At 58.6% G+C, this 15,895-nt stretch carries 17 protein-coding genes, 1 pseudogene and 1 riboswitch; of the genes and pseudogenes, 10 read left to right on the top strand and 8 right to left on the bottom strand.

Translation table 11 applies throughout. The annotated features are described in order from the left end of the window. Nucleotides 1-35 precede the first annotated feature (35 nt). The 3 genes from R5M92_RS14200 to R5M92_RS14210 are packed head-to-tail and all read right to left on the bottom strand — an operon-like array spanning nucleotide 36 to nucleotide 3,671. Complete coding sequence (locus tag R5M92_RS14200) at nucleotides 36-1,214, bottom strand: hypothetical protein (protein ID WP_346796623.1); 1,179 nt, start codon at nucleotides 1,212-1,214, stop codon at nucleotides 36-38. A 50-nt stretch (nucleotides 1,215-1,264) separates the two neighbouring features. Continuing rightward, the gene (locus tag R5M92_RS14205) at nucleotides 1,265-2,692 is read right to left on the bottom strand and encodes a hypothetical protein (protein ID WP_346796624.1); all 1,428 of its coding nucleotides are present in this window, start codon (nucleotides 2,690-2,692) and stop codon (nucleotides 1,265-1,267) included. A 49-nt stretch (nucleotides 2,693-2,741) separates the two neighbouring features. Beyond that, nucleotides 2,742-3,671: an OmpA family protein gene (locus R5M92_RS14210; RefSeq protein WP_346796625.1), complete on the bottom strand. Its 930-nt coding sequence runs from the start codon at nucleotides 3,669-3,671 to the stop codon at nucleotides 2,742-2,744. A gap of 401 nt (nucleotides 3,672-4,072) precedes the next feature. Between R5M92_RS14210 and R5M92_RS14215 the strand changes: the two genes are divergently transcribed. Beyond that, nucleotides 4,073-5,023, top strand: coding sequence for an IS481 family transposase (locus R5M92_RS14215; RefSeq protein ID WP_346796051.1), 951 nt, complete (start codon nucleotides 4,073-4,075; stop codon nucleotides 5,021-5,023). 85 nt (nucleotides 5,024-5,108) lie between these two features. Here the strand turns inward: R5M92_RS14215 and R5M92_RS14220 are convergent. Then, a pseudogene (locus R5M92_RS14220) lies at nucleotides 5,109-5,389 on the bottom strand (integrase core domain-containing protein); the annotation flags it as partial. A gap of 177 nt (nucleotides 5,390-5,566) precedes the next feature. Between R5M92_RS14220 and R5M92_RS14225 the strand changes: the two are divergent. The 6 genes from R5M92_RS14225 to R5M92_RS14250 all read left to right on the top strand — a co-directional run bounded on the left by R5M92_RS14225 (nucleotide 5,567) and on the right by R5M92_RS14250 (nucleotide 10,032). After that, entirely contained in the window at nucleotides 5,567-6,226 is a 660-nt protein-coding gene (locus R5M92_RS14225; protein WP_346796626.1) for a hypothetical protein, read from the top strand. 148 nt (nucleotides 6,227-6,374) lie between these two features. Further along, nucleotides 6,375-6,524: a hypothetical protein gene (locus tag R5M92_RS14230; RefSeq protein ID WP_346796627.1), complete on the top strand. Its 150-nt coding sequence runs from the start codon at nucleotides 6,375-6,377 to the stop codon at nucleotides 6,522-6,524. Continuing rightward, nucleotides 6,524-7,255, top strand: a complete 732-nt coding sequence (locus R5M92_RS14235; RefSeq protein WP_346796628.1) for a metal ABC transporter ATP-binding protein — start codon at nucleotides 6,524-6,526, stop codon at nucleotides 7,253-7,255. Before R5M92_RS14230 ends, R5M92_RS14235 begins: the two co-directional genes overlap by 1 nt. After that, on the top strand, nucleotides 7,239-8,129 hold the full coding sequence (locus R5M92_RS14240; protein ID WP_346796629.1) for a metal ABC transporter permease: 891 nt from the start codon (nucleotides 7,239-7,241) through the stop codon (nucleotides 8,127-8,129). The genes R5M92_RS14235 and R5M92_RS14240 overlap by 17 nt, the downstream gene beginning before the upstream one ends. Nucleotides 8,130-8,164: 35 nt before the next feature. Next, nucleotides 8,165-9,229: a metal ABC transporter solute-binding protein, Zn/Mn family gene (locus tag R5M92_RS14245; RefSeq protein WP_346796630.1), complete on the top strand. Its 1,065-nt coding sequence runs from the start codon at nucleotides 8,165-8,167 to the stop codon at nucleotides 9,227-9,229. 128 nt (nucleotides 9,230-9,357) lie between these two features. Beyond that, entirely contained in the window at nucleotides 9,358-10,032 is a 675-nt protein-coding gene (locus R5M92_RS14250; RefSeq protein WP_346796631.1) for a cupin domain-containing protein, read from the top strand. A 49-nt stretch (nucleotides 10,033-10,081) separates the two neighbouring features. Here the strand turns inward: R5M92_RS14250 and R5M92_RS14255 are convergent, their stop codons facing one another. Next, entirely contained in the window at nucleotides 10,082-10,441 is a 360-nt protein-coding gene (locus tag R5M92_RS14255; protein ID WP_346796632.1) for a DUF6164 family protein, read from the bottom strand. Nucleotides 10,442-10,446: 5 nt separating this feature from the next. After that, complete coding sequence (gene gloA / locus R5M92_RS14260; protein ID WP_346796633.1) at nucleotides 10,447-10,980, bottom strand: lactoylglutathione lyase; 534 nt, start codon at nucleotides 10,978-10,980, stop codon at nucleotides 10,447-10,449. Between the two features lie 170 nt (nucleotides 10,981-11,150). Between gloA and R5M92_RS14265 the strand changes: the two genes are divergently transcribed. The 3 genes from R5M92_RS14265 (at nucleotide 11,151) to thiE (ending at nucleotide 13,368) form a co-directional block, all read left to right on the top strand. Then, nucleotides 11,151-11,792 carry a peroxiredoxin gene (locus R5M92_RS14265; RefSeq protein WP_346796634.1) on the top strand — a complete coding sequence of 214 codons (642 nt, stop codon included), beginning with the start codon at nucleotides 11,151-11,153 and terminating at the stop codon, nucleotides 11,790-11,792. Nucleotides 11,793-11,823: 31 nt separating this feature from the next. Further along, nucleotides 11,824-11,921: riboswitch (TPP riboswitch) on the top strand. Nucleotides 11,922-11,951: 30 nt separating this feature from the next. Beyond that, nucleotides 11,952-12,764: a hydroxyethylthiazole kinase gene (thiM, locus tag R5M92_RS14270; protein WP_346796635.1), complete on the top strand. Its 813-nt coding sequence runs from the start codon at nucleotides 11,952-11,954 to the stop codon at nucleotides 12,762-12,764. Next, a complete protein-coding gene (gene thiE / locus R5M92_RS14275) occupies nucleotides 12,754-13,368 on the top strand; it encodes a thiamine phosphate synthase (RefSeq protein WP_346796636.1) in 615 nt (204 codons plus the stop codon). Before thiM ends, thiE begins: the two co-directional genes overlap by 11 nt. Nucleotides 13,369-13,424: 56 nt before the next feature. Here thiE and R5M92_RS14280 read toward each other — a convergent pair whose 3' ends face one another. Then, nucleotides 13,425-14,300 carry a DMT family transporter gene (locus tag R5M92_RS14280; RefSeq protein ID WP_346796637.1) on the bottom strand — a complete coding sequence of 292 codons (876 nt, stop codon included), beginning with the start codon at nucleotides 14,298-14,300 and terminating at the stop codon, nucleotides 13,425-13,427. A gap of 67 nt (nucleotides 14,301-14,367) precedes the next feature. Then, entirely contained in the window at nucleotides 14,368-15,732 is a 1,365-nt protein-coding gene (locus R5M92_RS14285) for a D-alanyl-D-alanine carboxypeptidase (RefSeq protein WP_346796638.1), read from the bottom strand. Nucleotides 15,733-15,895: the final 163 nt, after the last annotated feature.

Here is a 15,895-nt window from a genome sequence, read left to right on the forward strand (position 1 = left end):
GTTTTTCTTGATAGTAAGAAATATTGCAAAAGAGATCAGGGACGTGCCTGAGCATCCAATGGCAGGAGTGCCGGATTATCGCTGTCGACCAAGCGATCATTTCGGAAGCCGAGATGCCCAGTCAAAGCATCACGTTCGCCTTCAAGAAACAATTTTTCAGGATCCTCGAAGAGCAGTGCGGTAGCCAGCTCTCCCTCGAACTGGCATTGGGCATCCTGGCTACACACCAGGCGCCCCGAATCAAGATGGGAGCTGCGATTACCGGTACCAAGATCGAGGTAGCTATCTATGATCCGGCCCCCATTATCTGACATCAGCTGCATCCGGCCCTTAATTTGGCGCTCTTCAACTTCGATGTTCATGTCATAGCTCGTCACGACGGAAGGTCGGATGGGTTGCACGGCAAGCTCTCGAGAGAGAGCTACGGGATAACCATTGGCCAGATAGATGACCTGTTGCATGAAGCCGCTCAAGGCCTCAACTGCGGAAGGATTATCAAGGGTCGCTCCGGTGCCGTATCCATAGACCATGGCCCCCTGAAAATCGAGACGAGGCAGGCTTGCCAGTGCAGTATCTGCCATGGCAACCCTCTCCTCGGGTGAGCTCGACAGCACAGCTGTCAAATCGACCAGGTCGGAGTTCTCGATCATATCGGAGTAAAGGATGACTCGTGTCGGCAGGTCACTGGAAAAGCGAGCCGCATCAGACTGTAGAGCCCGTAGCAGGTGGCGTGACTCGATACGCTCCACCGAACGTTTGGCTATATTGGCCGGGGCATCGACATAGCCAGGTGCAATCAGATTTTGCATCTGTACCACAAACTCTTTCTGAAGTTCGGGAATTTGATCAAGCAGATCATTGGTCAAAAAACTACTGATGCCCGACGAGACGAAGCGCTCATGATAGCGTTCTTCGATGACCGGATAGCAGAGCGATTCGCCATGCGCCTTGGCCGTGCCCTCGACGCTATCAAGAATCACCATCTCGAGGGGCTCTGCTGTCGTCATGGTCTGTTGCAACATCTGATTGAGCGCGCCGAACCATCCTAAATCCGCTGGATCCAGCGACAATGACTGACGATCCACATAGACAAGAGTGCGGCGGATCGGCTCGATGCCAGCCTCTTCCGCCTGTGTGCAAATCGAGCCGGACTGACCACGGAACAGCCCTTGCGCCTCGACAGATGCGGCTGCCGTGGATAGCAGAAATGTCACCACTAACCCTCGTGCCTGTAGCCAATGACGTGTTACATGCATTGTCGAACTCATGCGCTTACCTCTTCGGCCAGTCTACGCTTGGCGGCACGGCGTTCGATGAAGGAAGCGATCTCCATACGCTTGATGAGGTGCTCCTTGGCCAATTCAACTGGGCGTGCCTCGTACTCCATGGGAGAGAGTTCACCATGCTCGACATCGATAAATGTCAGCTTGGGGTTCTCGACCTTGACCAAGCCAAGTAACGTACGGCGGTAGGTTCTTAAATGTTCATCAACCTCCTCCTTGAGCCGCTTCAAGAGCATCTGCTCGTGTTCGCTGACCTGTTCGCACATGTCCACCAACAATCGACCCTTGTTGGCCCGCGAATCCAGCGTATTATTCACTTCCTCGATCTGCATAGTGAGATGTTGCTTCCTTTCTCGCATGGCCTTCTCCATGCGCTTGGACCACACAGTGAGTCTTTTACCAGCCTTCAGATGCCGAACACGAGCGTCGGAAAACTTCGGATCGCTGTCGTGGAACCAGTAGGCGACCATAGCACCCAGCAGCCAGACGATTAGGTTACCCATCAACGTCATGCCAACGGCTGTGTATACCTCTCCCATGGTGCCTCGAGCACCAAATGGGTTGGTTCCACCGAAGGCTGACGCACCGACCAAATCGTTGAAGGCAAGCTTGTAGCGCATATATCCGACCAGGGTCATGGCCGCTACGAAAAGCAGGGTCGTGAAGGCTAGCGCCGTGTAATTACGCTTGCGTATTGCCGGCTCGGCAGCAAAGCCACAGCGATGGCTCCACTGCTTAACTAGGGTCCCATGCTCATGGGAGGCGGCTGCCACCGCCAGCGCTACGACAATTACGATGCCGGCCGCGAGATATGGCTGAGCAAAAAGGGCGTTAGCGGCCTCCCAGTTAATCAGCCACTCGACCATTCCGACCAGAGCCAGAAGCGGGATGTAGATTGCATGCTTGACAATTTTCGCGTGCCGGTTACCGTGTTTCTCATACATTTTTTTGTACTGTTTTTCGGCTTCCGCGGCTTCCTCGTTATGATCCTTGAATTCCTTCTTGTTCTGTTCCCACTCTCGTGTCAGGTCTTCCTTCAGATTCTCGCGTTTTAGCTCTAGGTGCGTCTTCTCGTCCTTGAGATTGGCGGTCTCTTCTAGAAGCTCACTGTGTGGAGCGAGAATATTGGTAAAAGCCGACTTTACCTCCACCCATTGCGATGTCTGACGCAGCAGGCGTGAAAATATCAGCCCTTCCATTTCCGGAGTATAGCTCTGCTCGGTCAACACGATTTGCGACTGGGAAGTACGTGCCTCCCGAGCAGCCAGTTCGCGCAGTTCATTGCGAAAGCTTGTCTCATCGGGAAATGACCAGCGAAACGCCTGGCACTCCCCTGCCACTCTTCTAACCTCGGCGTCGTCGACCGTTACGGCCTCGTCGCGATATTTCTCGCGCTCTTTCGTATGCATCAGACTACTCTCTGCGGGTAAACACTCTAGTGGTTATTATCAATCAGATTCAGAAACCGCTCCGCCGGCTGCCGATGGCTGGCTCACGATAGACAATCGCGGGCAGATCAATGGTGCGCTCACGGCCCCCGACAGTAATCTCTCGCGAAACCTGTTCAACTACAGGCGCAGCTCTGCCGGTTTTCGAAGAGGATACCGACCGCTCTTTGCCAACCTCCGTTGGCGTGCGTTGCTCAGGAGCATGAACAGTGATGGAGCGCTCTCGCCCCACATTTTCTGCCTGGCGCTCCCGAGAAGAGGCTTCAGCCAGACGACGGTGCGCTTCGTTCACAGGTACGCGGCTGACCGCCTCTAAGGTTACCTCCGAATAGGCGCCCAAAAAGAACTCCACTCGACGATTCTTGCCCATTCCCTCAGGAGTGCTGTTGGGTGCCACGGGCTGCAACTCTCCCATTCCGATAAAATCGACCTGATCCGGACGTACCCCCAAACTCACCAGACGGCCCGTCACGTTTTTGGCCCGTTTCAGGCTGAGCGCCTCGTTGTAGGCTTCGCTGCCTCGGGCATCGGTGTGCCCCACCACTGCCAGATGGGTATCTGGCAGGTCGCCCTTTATGACGCCTGCTAGGACGCACAGCATTGGATCGGAGGTAGCCAGCGGGATAGCTTGGTCGGTAGAGAAGAAAATCCGGTCGCCCCAGGCCACACGGATAACGGGCAAGTCACGGTCGGTGCCAAACAACTGTCTGGGTAGCAATAACTGCTGATCCACACTGGGCGGCGGCGCATCACATTGTTCTGCCAAACGACGGATGCGTTGGACTCGGTCGAGATGCTCTTGCTCGATGAGCGCCCCCGGACTCATCAGGGTAGCGCCAGCGGACGACGTAACAGCCGGTGATGCGGGAACCAGGCTAGCGGACTTGCAGCCCGCCAACAGTCCAGCGCACAGCAGCGCAGTAGTGGCGAACAGTTTCATAACAACTCCGATATCGGATGAAGGTGAAGATAATGCGAGCCACTCCCGACGGAGGAGCAATCAACAAAATTAGGGCGGGGTACCAAGCCATAAAGAAGGCTCCCAAAAAGGAGCCCAGAAGGTATTCCTGGCGTCATTTAACAGCTTCCCTTGCGTTCCAAAGCGAGCGCCTCCTATGAAGGCGGTGCTGCCACGCGGCGTCTATGGCTCATCTATTAGCAGCTCGCAAATATTTCATTAAATAAACTTAATGCTAAGATATTTTTACCTTAACTAAAAGTAAAAAAATCGCTGTAGCGCTCCAAGCTTTCGTGAAGGATCCAGCATTCTCCCAGCAAGCCTAGTTGTTTGGTCCCGAAGAGTAATGGTCTACATTATGAACCATTATCGGAGGATGACCCATGGCTCAGATTCTTCACAAACGCGCCACGACCACGCACGCCATCCGAACAGAAATACAGCGATCGACGGAGTCGGTCACGACGTTGAGTCGACGCTACGGTATTAACCCCAAGACTGTGCGCAAGTGGCGTCACCGAGATACCGTCGAGGATACCCGCATGGGGCCGTCAGCCCCTCGTTCCACGTCGCTCACACCACTGGAAGAAGCCGCCGCTGTCACTTTTCGGCAAAAGACGCTGCTACCGCTGGATGACTGCCTCCATGCTCTTCAGCGGGAAATTCCCACGCTGTCCCGATCGAGCCTGCACCGCCTTTATCAGCGGCACGGGATTAGCCAACTGCCGAGAGATAACCGCCAGAAGCGCGAGAAGAAGCCCTTCAAGCGCTATCCGATCGGCTACCTACATATCGACATCAGTGAGGTCCGCACTGGTGAGGGCAAGGCCTATCTGTTTGTCGCGGTGGATCGGACATCCAAGTTTGTCCATGCACATCTGTATCGCCAGATGACTCGGCAGATCGCCGCTGATTTTCTCGAAGCAGCGCTGGCGATGTTGCCTTACCGAGTCCACACCGTGCTGACCGATAATGGGGTTCAGTTTGCGAAGAAGGCAGGCGCAGAGGCCTATAAGCCGCATATCTTCGATGTCGTCTGTTACCGTCACGGGATCGAGCACCGGCTGACAAAGCCCTTTCATCCCTGGACCAACGGCCAGGTTGAGCGGATGAATCGTACGCTCAAGGAAGCCACCATCCGGATGTTCCACTACACCTCGTTGGCTCAGCTCCAGTCTCATCTGGAGGATTATCTATGGGCTTATAACAGTGCTCGCCCTCTCAGGGCGCTCAAAGGCAAGACACCCGTCGGATTTATTCTTGAACAGTGGCAAAAAGAACCCCAAAGATTTTATGATGATCCGAACCACTTCTTTGCGGGACCAAACACCTAGTGTCATTGACGCCAGCAAAGACAGGCGTAAGTAGCGATCATGCTAATTATCGAAATGTGACCTTCCCCCTAGTTTAGGTCCGCTATCATCGTGAGAATCTGCTCCTCCATGCGCACTGCTCGGCATACGCTACAGGTAGCAAATAGCCCAGCGAGCTGTACGGTCTGACGTGGTTGTATGGGCTCTCCATTGAGTGATTTCGTGTCGTGCATCCGCTAGGCTCAAGAACCAGTGCTGGTTGAGGCAGCCGTCCCGGAACTTGCCGTTGAAGCTTTCGATGAACGCATTCTGTGTCGGTTTGCCTGGCTGGATGAAGGCCAGCGTCACCTTCCGTTCACGTGCCCAGAAGCAAAATCGTCTTGAGGTCGTTCGGCGAGAAATCATCCATGTCGATTCCTGTTATAAAAGGCCCCTCCATCTAACCACTCACGTTAATTAACAGCTACTGATACACATCATGCTTTGGTCAGGCATGTACGACACTTTGGTAGCAACTCGACGTGCTACGCTTATTGCTGACATTTCACTGGTAGGGAAACTCTCATGTCGCATTTACGATTCTGTGCTGTCTTGCTTCTCGGCTGGGCATCCATGGCGAGCGCCCAGGCGCAAACGGCCGGTGGTTGGCAGGAGTACGATGAAGTATTCGAAAACGGCGCCCGGCATGCGAAGATATGGGATGCGAGCTGGACGGGAATCTATGGCGCCAGCCTGGCCTACAACGCCTATCAGTCGAGTGAAGCGAGCGATGCAGACGACCGCTACGATGCGCGAGTCGGTGCGGTGAAATCCGCCTTGGCGCTGGGCAGCATGCTGATGGAGAGTCAGCCCCATGCCGCCGCGCTGGCGGAATACCAGCGTTTGAAGGAACGCGATGACTTGAGCGGCGTGCAGGCTCTGGGCTTGCAGCTGGCGCAGCAGGAGCGCGAACGCCGCGGTTGGGAGGCGCGAATCGGCTCGCTTGTGGTGAATGGCATTGCCGGCGCGGTGATCTCGGCCGATGGTCGCGAAAGCGACGGGGCGATGAACTTCGCTACCGGCATGCTGGTGAATGAGCTGCAAATCTGGACGCAGCCCAACCAGGCATCAAGCGCCATCAACCGCTTCCAGCCGGTGGATATCAGCGCGGGCGGTGTTTCTCTCAGCGGTGAATACGCGGTCATGCTCAGCCCTAACCAGGTCTCCGCCACGTTGCGGTATTGAGGCGCGAGCAGGAACGAGCGTGAACGGCCCGGCCATGTAAGCCTGGGCCGGTCTGGGTGTCACTGATTCAAGCGGTTAAGGTGCTGCTGGTTGGCCCGGAAGTTTTGTTATGTTATAACTTATTCATTGATAGCGAGGATAGTTACTCATGCCACACCATGTGCATCGGCATCGCCAGGAAGGGCCGTGCCATTTTTCCCTGATGTCGCTCTCCTATGCGCGGCGCTTGCTGCTGGGGATGATGCCCCTGGCGCTATTGTGGTTTCTGGTGAGCTGGGCTTGCGGGTGGTGGGGTTGATGTCGGCTTCCACTTCTCGCCTGTCACTCGAAAATCTGCAGCTGGCACAAGGCCGGCGCGTGGTGCTGGAGCATCTTGAAGGTCGCTTCATGGATGGTGCCATCACCGCCTTGATCGGCGCCAACGGGGCCGGCAAGAGCACCTTGATCCAGGCCATCATGGGTGAGTTACGCCCGGTGACGGGCAGAGTCTCCTGCGATGTTCCCAAGGAGCGTCGCGCCTGGCTCCCCCAGCAACTGGCGCTGGATCTCACCTTTCCCATGAGCGTGGAAGAGCTGATCATGACCGGCACCTGGCCGAGCCATGGAGCGCTGAAAGGGTATTGTGCGGCTCACTATCGCCGGGGCCGCGAGATCATGGCTCGCCTGAGTATCTCGCACCTTGCCCACCGCCCCTTGGGTGAGCTTTCCGGCGGCCAGCGTCAACGCGCGCTGATCGGGCGCACGCTTATGCAGGAGGCCGAGCTGCTGCTGCTGGACGAGCCGTTTGCCAATGTCGATATCGAAACCGTGGATGTGTTGGTGAATGTGTTTCAGGAGATGGCCGGAAACGGCACGACCATCATCGTCGTGCTGCATGACATGGACCAGCTCGCCCGGCTGGCGGATGAGGTGTTGATGCTGGCCGGCGGGCATGGCCGCTGGATGGCGCCAAGTGCCATTACCCATCAGCATGCGCCCGCCCAGGTGGTGCCGTTCACGTCGGGAGGGCAGCATGCTGGCTTTGCTTGAGGCGTGGTTTATCAGCCCGTTCGATTACGGCTTCATGCGCCGGGCGGTGGTGGGCGGCCTGGCGCTTTCCCTGGCGGCACCGCCCTTGGGCGTGTTTCTGGTGCTGCGCGGGATGAGCCTGATCGGCGATGCCATGGCCCATGCCATTCTCCCCGGGGTGGCGCTGGGGTTTCTGCTGGCGGGATTCTCGCTGCCGGTGATGAGTATTGGCGGCGTGCTGTTCGGTGTGTTGGTGGCGCTACTGGCGGGGGCCGTGTCGAAGATGGGCGGCCAGCGGGAAGATGCCGCCATGGCGAGCTTTTTTATCATCTCGCTGGCGGCGGGCGTCATGCTGATTTCGATCGGCGGCAGCAGTGTCGACCTGACCCACGTGCTGTTCGGCTCGATCCTGGCGATCAACTCCACGGCACTGCTGTTGATTGCCTCCATCAGCACGCTGATCGTGATCATTCTCGCCGTCATTTTCCGGGCCCTGGTGGTGGAGTGCCTGGACCCGCTGTTCCTGCGCGGGCAAAGCCGCCGCAGCGGCTGGGTACATAGCGTATTCCTGGGGCTATTGGTGCTCAATCTCACCGCGGGTTTCCAGACCCTGGGAACGCTGATGGCGGTGGGCTTGATGATGCTGCCCGCCACCTCGGCACGTTTCTGGAGCAAGCGCCTGGAAGGCTTGATCGGCATTGCCATCGTACTGGCGATGGTGGCGAGTACCGGCGGGCTGCTGCTCTCGTTTCACCTGGATATTCCCTCCGGCCCAAGCATCATCCTGCTGGCAGGAGCGGGGTACTTTTTCTCGGCGCTGTTCGGTCGTTACCACAGTTTGGCGGCAAAGCTGCGGCGTAAACCGACGCCGCTTGCCTTCGAACAAGAGTCCTGACTTTTCATTTCTGTGCTTACCGTAAGGAGTTCTGCATGTCGCTATCTTCTCCATCGCGCTGGCTGGTGGGCGTTTCGGCCATGCTGGCGCTACCTGCCGCCATGGCCAATGAGCGTGTCCAAGTGGTGACCAGTTTTTCCATCCTGGCGGATATGGTAGAAAACGTGGGCGGGGAGCATGTAGAGGTCACCTCACTTGTCGGCCACGACGGCGACGCCCACGTTTACTCACCGAGCCCGGGCGATGCCCGTGCCTTGGCGGGGGCCGATCTGGTGGTGTTCAACGGCCTGCTGTTCGAGGGCTGGATGGAGCGCCTGATCGAGTCGAGCGACTATTCGGGTACCCTGGTCACCACCACCGACGGCATCGAACGGCGGGCGCTTGCGGGTCACGATCACGATCACAGCCATGACGATCACGGTCACGATCATGATCATGATGACCATGAACACGGCGACGATGATCCTCACGCCTGGCAAGACATGCGCCAAGCCCAGATTTACGTTGCCAATATCCGCGATGGGCTGATCGAGGTAGACAGCGAGAATGCCGACGCCTACCAAGCCAATGCCGAGCGTTATTTAGCGGCAATGGCCGACGTGGATGCCGAAATCCGCACGCTGGTCGACGAAATCCCCGCCTCCGCCAGCGTGATTACCGGCCACGACTCGTTCGGCTACTTCTCCAGCGCCTATGGGGTGAATTTCCTTTCACCGGTGGGCCTGTCCACGGAAGCCGATCCTAGCGGTGCAAGCATGGCTGCCCTGGTCGATGTCATCGAGCAGGAGAACGTGCAGGCGCTGTTCCATGAGAACATGACCAATCAGTCGATCATCGTTCAACTGGCGGAAGAAACGGGGCTGCCCATTGCCGGCACGCTCTATGCCGATGCGCTGGCAAGCGAAGGAGAAGCCAACACCTACCTGGGCATGATGCGCCACAACGCCACGGTACTGCACGATGCCCTGGCCGAGCCGGGTCATGACGACCACGACCACGACCACGACCACGACCACGACCACGACCACGACCACGACCACGACCACGACCACGACCACGACCACGACCACGACCACGACCAGCATGATCATGCTCACTGAGCAGGAAACAAACGTTATCAGCCGCCTTCGGGCGGCTTTTTAATGGGAGTTAGAATTGCAGTTGCATCCTTCGTCCCCCATGACGGAGACTGAGGACTTTTCAGCGCGCTTGTGAGGGTATCGATACCATGCGACTCAACGCGGATTTTTCTCGTTTTGCGAGCGTGACGCCGGCCGAGTATCACTGGGTCAGCTCTCCCGTGCCCGGGGTCGAACGCATGATGCTCGACCGAATCGGCGATAAAATCGCCCGCGCCACATCGCTGGTACGCTACCACCCCCATAGCCGTTTCTCTTCCCATCAGCATGCCGGCGGTGAAGAGATACTGGTACTCGAAGGCGAGTTTGCCGACGAGCATGGCCGCTACCCCGCCGGTACTTATCTGCGCAACCCCGTCGGCACCTCTCATACGCCGCAAGTCGACGATCAAGGCGCCCTGCTGTTCGTCAAGCTGCATCAATTCGATCCCGGCGATACCCATCAGTTTGCGCGCAACTGCGCCCTTTCACCGTGGCAACCCGACCGTCGACCGGGCGTGTCGTACAAGGTGCTGCACAAGCACGCTACCGAAAGCGTCAGCCTGGAGCGCTGGGAACCCCACATCTGCAGTACCTTTGCGTCCTCCTGTGCCGGGGTGGAAATACTGGTGCTGGAAGGCGCATTGCAGGCGCAGCAGAGCGAGACCGTCTATCCAGCAGGTAGCTGGTTACGCTATCCCGCCGGAGAGGAGTTCACACTGCAAGCAGGGGATGACGGAGCAACGTTTTACGTCAAGCGCGGCCACTTGATGGCGTTCACCTGAGTTCTCCACGCAAAATCGACACGGCGAAACGAGCCGGCAGCAGAGACGCTCAAAACCCCAGGAAAGGCGCCAACGAGATAACGGCGATCAGGATTACGGCCACCATTACCAGCAGCATCTGGAAGGGGTGCGCCGTCACGCGGCGCCATAGGGTCGGTGCGTCACCGCGGGCCACGGCTTCGCGATACTCCGCCTGCAGGCGAACGCGCCGCTCGTCCTGATAACACTCGAGTACGGCCTGGGCCTGCTCCGCCTGGCTCGCGTCGCGCAACCAGATGGCCTCGACGCCCAGGCGAAACAAGCCCGCCTGGGTCTCGTAGACATCGAAGCCATGCTCGGCCAGCAGCTCACGCACTTCCGCCGCCTCTTCGTCGGTCACGTTGTGCAGGCGAAAGAGTAACTTGGCCATGGCGGTTAATTCCCCAGGCTGTCCAGGCGGGCGGCTTCCACGACCTCGATCCAGTAGCCGTCGGCATCCTTGATGAAGATGACGTCCTGCATCTTGCCCTGGTCGGAGCGCTTGACGAATTCCACCGCATTGCTGTCGAACCAGGCCTCGGCGGCGTCCAGGTCGGGCACGCAGAAACACAGATGGCCGAAGCCCTGGGGTTCGCTGTTGCCGTCGTGATAAGCCAGGTCGGATTGCGTCTCCGTCCCCCAGTTGTGAGTCAGTTCCAGCAGGCCTTTCTGACTGAATGTCCAGACGGTCCGCTGAGCGCTATCCTCCGGTGGCGCGGTGTGATCGTCCAGATTGGCGAGGAAATAGAGCGAAAACTGCATCTCCTCGAAATCAAGACGCCGCACGACGCTCATGCCGAATACCCGCGAATAGAAAGCCAAAGCCTTTTCCGGGTCCTTGACGCGCAACATGGTGTGGTTCAAACGGAACCCTTGGGTTTCTGCCGGGGTGGGCTGCACCCCGGGGTGTTGCTCGCCCGAAAAACGCATGATTGACTCCTGACCCTATGTTGCGAACTGCCGTTCTTGCCCTAGCCGCGAAGAGACGGTGAAAGAACATATTGATATAGTTAAACTTCCAAGAAGAACTTTTAAGCCTAAGAAATTGATTCTATGCTAGGCAGGAAAGCTTATCACTGCACCTATACAAGGAGAATCCCATGACATTGCGCCTAGGTGACATCGCACCAGATTTCGAACAGGACAGCACCGCCGGCAAGATTCGTTTCCACGAGTGGGCCGGGGATGATTGGGTCATTCTGTTCTCCCACCCCAAGGACTTCACCCCGGTCTGCACCACCGAACTTGGCGAAGTGTCCCGTCTCAAGCCCGAGTTCGACAAGCGCAACACCAAGGCCATCGGGCTATCCGTCGATCCGATCGACGACCACCACGCCTGGGCTGGCGATATCGAGGAAACCCAGGGCCACGGCTTGAATTTCCCGCTGCTGGCGGACAGCGACCGCAAGGTCAGCGACCTTTACGACATGATTCACCCCAACGCCAACGACACCCTGACGGTGCGTAGCGTGTTCATTATCGATCCGGCCAAGAAGATTCGTCTGACGCTCACCTACCCTGCCAGCACCGGACGCAATTTTGCCGAGATCCTGCGAGTGCTCGATAGCCTCCAGCTAACCGACGGCTACAAGGTCGCTACCCCGGTGAACTGGTGCGAGGGTGATGACTGCATCATCGTGCCTTCGGTCAGCAACGAAGACGCCAAGACGTTATTCCCCGAAGGCTGGGACGAGAAGAAACCCTACCTGCGCATGGTCAAGCAACCCAAGAAAGGCAGCTGAATCGAATCGGCCAGCGGTGTAGCATAGGCACCAGTAACGACAGGGGCGCTGCAGGCTTTCATGCAGCTGAGATGTACCCTTGAACCTGAACCGGATAATGCCGGCGTAGGAAGTCGTGATCGGTCTCCGGCCGGCCTTCGTCCGCGCCTGGGAGCGATGATGCCCGCACCACTTGATCTTGCCTCCGCGCTTGAAGCGCTACGCCGCCAGCGTCCGCTGGTGCACAACATCACCAACTATGTGGCCATGAACAGTTCGGCCAATCTGCTGTTGGCGATGGGTGCCTCACCGGCAATGCTACATGCCCGCGAGGAGGTGGTGGAATTCGTCGGCCTGGCCGACGTACTCTCCATCAATCTCGGAACACCATCCCCCGCCTGGGCCGAGGCCATGCTTCAGGCCGCCAAGGCGGCGCAGGTACAGGGCAAGCCGTGGGTACTCGACCCGGTCGCCGTGGGCGCCACGGCTTACCGCCGGCAGTTGGCGGCTACGCTACTCGACGCCTCGCCCACGCTGATTCGAGCCAATCCCTCGGAAATCCTGGCACTCGACGGCATGGCCAACCCAGGGCGTGGCGTGGATGCCACCGACAGTACGGCAAACGCCACCCAGGCAGCCATCCGCCTGGCTCGCCATCATGCCTGCCTGGTCGCGGTAACGGGCGAGTACGACCTGGTCACCGACGGCCAGCGGCATGTTCTCGTTCACGGCGGCCATGAGTTGATGCCCACCGTGACAACCTTGGGCTGTGGATTGAGCGCCGTGGCGGGAGCCTTTATCGCCGCTTCGCCTCGGGACACGTTCAACGCCTGCGTCGCGGCCCTGACAAGCTTCGCCGTGGCCGGGTCCCAGGCCGCCCATGACGCCCGGGGCCCGGCCAGTTTCCAGGTCGCTTTCATCGATGCTCTTTATCAGCTGACTCCCGAGCAGCTGGCGGCCCAGGCCAATGTGGAGGTGACCAATGCGCTGTAACCTTTCCCTTTATCTAGTGACCGACCCCGACTTGTGCCGTGGGCACGGGCTGGAAAGTACGGTGGCCGCTGCCGTTAGGGGCGGAGTCACCATGGTGCAGCTGCGCGACAAGCATGCCAGCGACACCGAAATGATAGCCCAGGCGATACGTCTGAAAGAGATACTGGAAGGCTCGGGCGTCCCGTTGATCATCAATGATCGTCTATCAGTTGCTTTGGAGAGCGGCGCCGACGGCTTGCATGTAGGCCAGAGCGATACTGCCGTCCACGAGGCGCGAGACGCCATGAAGCCCGGCGCCATCATCGGCCTTTCCATTAATTCGCTGGACGAACTGGCTGCGGCCCCCGTGGAAATACTCGATTACATCGGCCTGGGGCCGGTCTTCGCCACTCCCAGCAAGCAGAACCATGCCCAGCCGATCGGGTTTGAGGGTCTGGCGACCCTCGCCCAAGCCAGCCCGCTGCCCAGCGTGGCGATAGGCGGTCTCAAGGCCGAGCATTGCCGTTCCGTACGAGAGGCAGGTGCCCATGGCATCGCCGTGATTTCGGCTATTTGCGGACAGACCGATCCCGAGCAGGCGGCTCGCTCGTTCCGTTTTACCTGACGGCAAAGGTCCAAAGGTTGTTAACTGAAACGACAGCTCCAGCTCGGCGGCACAGTTCAAGCCGTCGGGCGGCGCTTCAGTGTGGTACGCCGGTCGTGATAGGCAATCGCCAAGCCACTACCGATAATCAGCGTACTGCCCACCCATACCCATGCGTCGGGCATTTCCCCCCAGAACCACCAACCCAATAATACCGCCCACAACATGGCGGTGTAATCGAACGGCGCGGCAATCGCCGCAGGCGCATAACGAAACGCCAGGGTAATGAAAGCGGTAGCGCCGATGCCCAGCACACCCGAAAGCAGAAAGCCCGGCCAGTGCCAGGGATGGGGCGCTTGCCACACCCAGGGCAGCAAGGCGGCGGAGATGACCAAGGGAACCAGAGTCATGTAGAACACCATGGCCCATAGATGCTCGTGCTTGCCGTAGCGCCGCGCGGTAATCATCAAAAGCGCGTAGAATACCGCCGCTCCCAGTAGCACCAGCGCTCCCGGGTCGAAAGCGTCGCCCCCGGGTCGCACCACGACTAACACTCCCGCAAACCCCAGCAGCGAAGCGGCAAGTACCGGTGCATCGATACGCTCGCCCAGTAGCGGAACGGATAACAGAGTGACAAACAGTGGCGCCACGAAGGCGATCGCGGTCGCTTCGGCGAGGGGCAGCAGGGTCAACCCCAGCACGAAACAACCCATCGTGCCGGTATAGATCAAGCCCCTGACCAGGTGCACGCCGGGACGCCGGGTGCGCAGCTTGATCAAGCCACCGCTGAAGTGGGCCAACACAGCTATTAGAGGAAGCGATACCAGGGTACGGAAGAAGATGATCTGAACGGGTGAATGGGTTTCCCCCAGCCATTTGGACACGGCATCACCCAGGGCAAGAAACAACACACCCAGGCACATGCAACCGATTCCCTTGAACGACGGTGACATTTTCTCTACTCCAAAAACTCACCCCGCCGGTCCATCAACCGGCGGGGTGCGCAGGAACACACAACGACTACAAGCTGGCGTTGACGACCATGCAATCCATGCCTTCCGCTTGCAGTCGAGTGCATGCCCGATGAGCCTGCTCTTCGTGTAGATCGACGAGACGCGCCCGATAGACCGGTGGCCCCTCCTGCAGGGCATCGACTGCAATACGCGCTTGCTGAAACTCCTGGCTCACCCGCTGTGCAGCTTGCTGGGCCAGATGACGGGCATGCTCAGCCTGACTGAAGGCCCCCACCTGAATACCCCAGTGCCCCGCGGCCGTAGCGGCGAGATCCCGTTCCCGCTGCATGAAACGCTGCAATGGATCATCGGCGGCTGCCAGTGGCTCATTGACGCCTGATGGCGGCGTAGAGGCGGGCTGCGTCATGGCGACTGATTCGCCGGACTGACTCGAGCGGCGTGCCGGCGTGTTGGAGATATCCACCGCCGCCATCAGCGAGCCGCTAGCCGACTGCTGCCGATAAGGCGCCGCATGACCGGGAAACTCCATGTATTCCTGGGAGATACTGGCATTGGCCAGCCAGTTGCCCCTATCGCGCAGCGACGCTCGCTGAAAGCCGCGGTCCAGTAAATCGGCCATGTGGGCATCGCGGGACTGGGCGGTGAATCCGCCCATCACGATCGCCATCAAGCGTCGCCCGCCACGCACGGCGGTAGTCGCCACATTGAAGCCCGAGGCACGAATGAAACCGGTTTTCAGGCCGTCCGCGCCGGGATAGTTTTTCACCAACCGGTTATGACTGGTATGTCGGGTGCCTCGGTAGGTAAATTCCTGCAGCGAGAAATAGTGATAATACTGGGGAAAATCCTCCATCACCCTGACCGAAAGGGTCAGCATATCCCGGGCCGTGGTGGCCTGTTGGTCATCGGGCAGGCCCGAAGCATTACGGAACGTCGTCGAGTGCATGCCCAGCTCGCGGGCCTTCTGTGTCATCAGATGAGCGAACTGTCGCTCACTGCCGCCCAACGCCTCGGCAACCACAACCGCCACGTCATTGGCCGAACGCACGACCATCGCTCGAATCGCCTCATCCACCTTGATGGAGCCGCCTGCGGGGAGCCACAGCTTTACCGCCGGCATGGCCGCGGCCTGGCTGGACACGGGCAAGGCCTGATTCAGCTCTAGGTTGCCTCGCTCCAGCGCCTCGAAAACCAGATAGAGCGTCATCATCTTCGTCAACGATGCCGGGTAGCGACGGATATCGGCATTGGCGGCATACAGCACCTCGCCATTCTCCAGATCTACCACCATCCCTGCGTAGCGCGGATTGGCTGCGGCCGGGAGCGAGAAAAGCAGGCAGAGGCTCAAGACTATGCCGGTAACTACTGGCCCGGTAAATACCGGTAGGGAGCGAAACGCGGATACTTTCATGATGTTCCCTTGGATCGGTAATCAAACGAGTAGTGACGTGGCCTGCTCAACAGGCGAGGTTTTGCTTCATTATGAATCGTCACGCTTTCTTGTGTACAGCCTTTCCCTATATCGCAGCATCGCAGCGAATAGCATCAGCGTAACCCAACATGCCCTATCGTTA

The sequence above is a fragment of the Halomonas sp. Bachu 37 genome (assembly GCF_039691755.1).
In the GTDB taxonomy this organism is placed as follows: domain Bacteria; phylum Pseudomonadota; class Gammaproteobacteria; order Pseudomonadales; family Halomonadaceae; genus Vreelandella; species Vreelandella kashgarensis.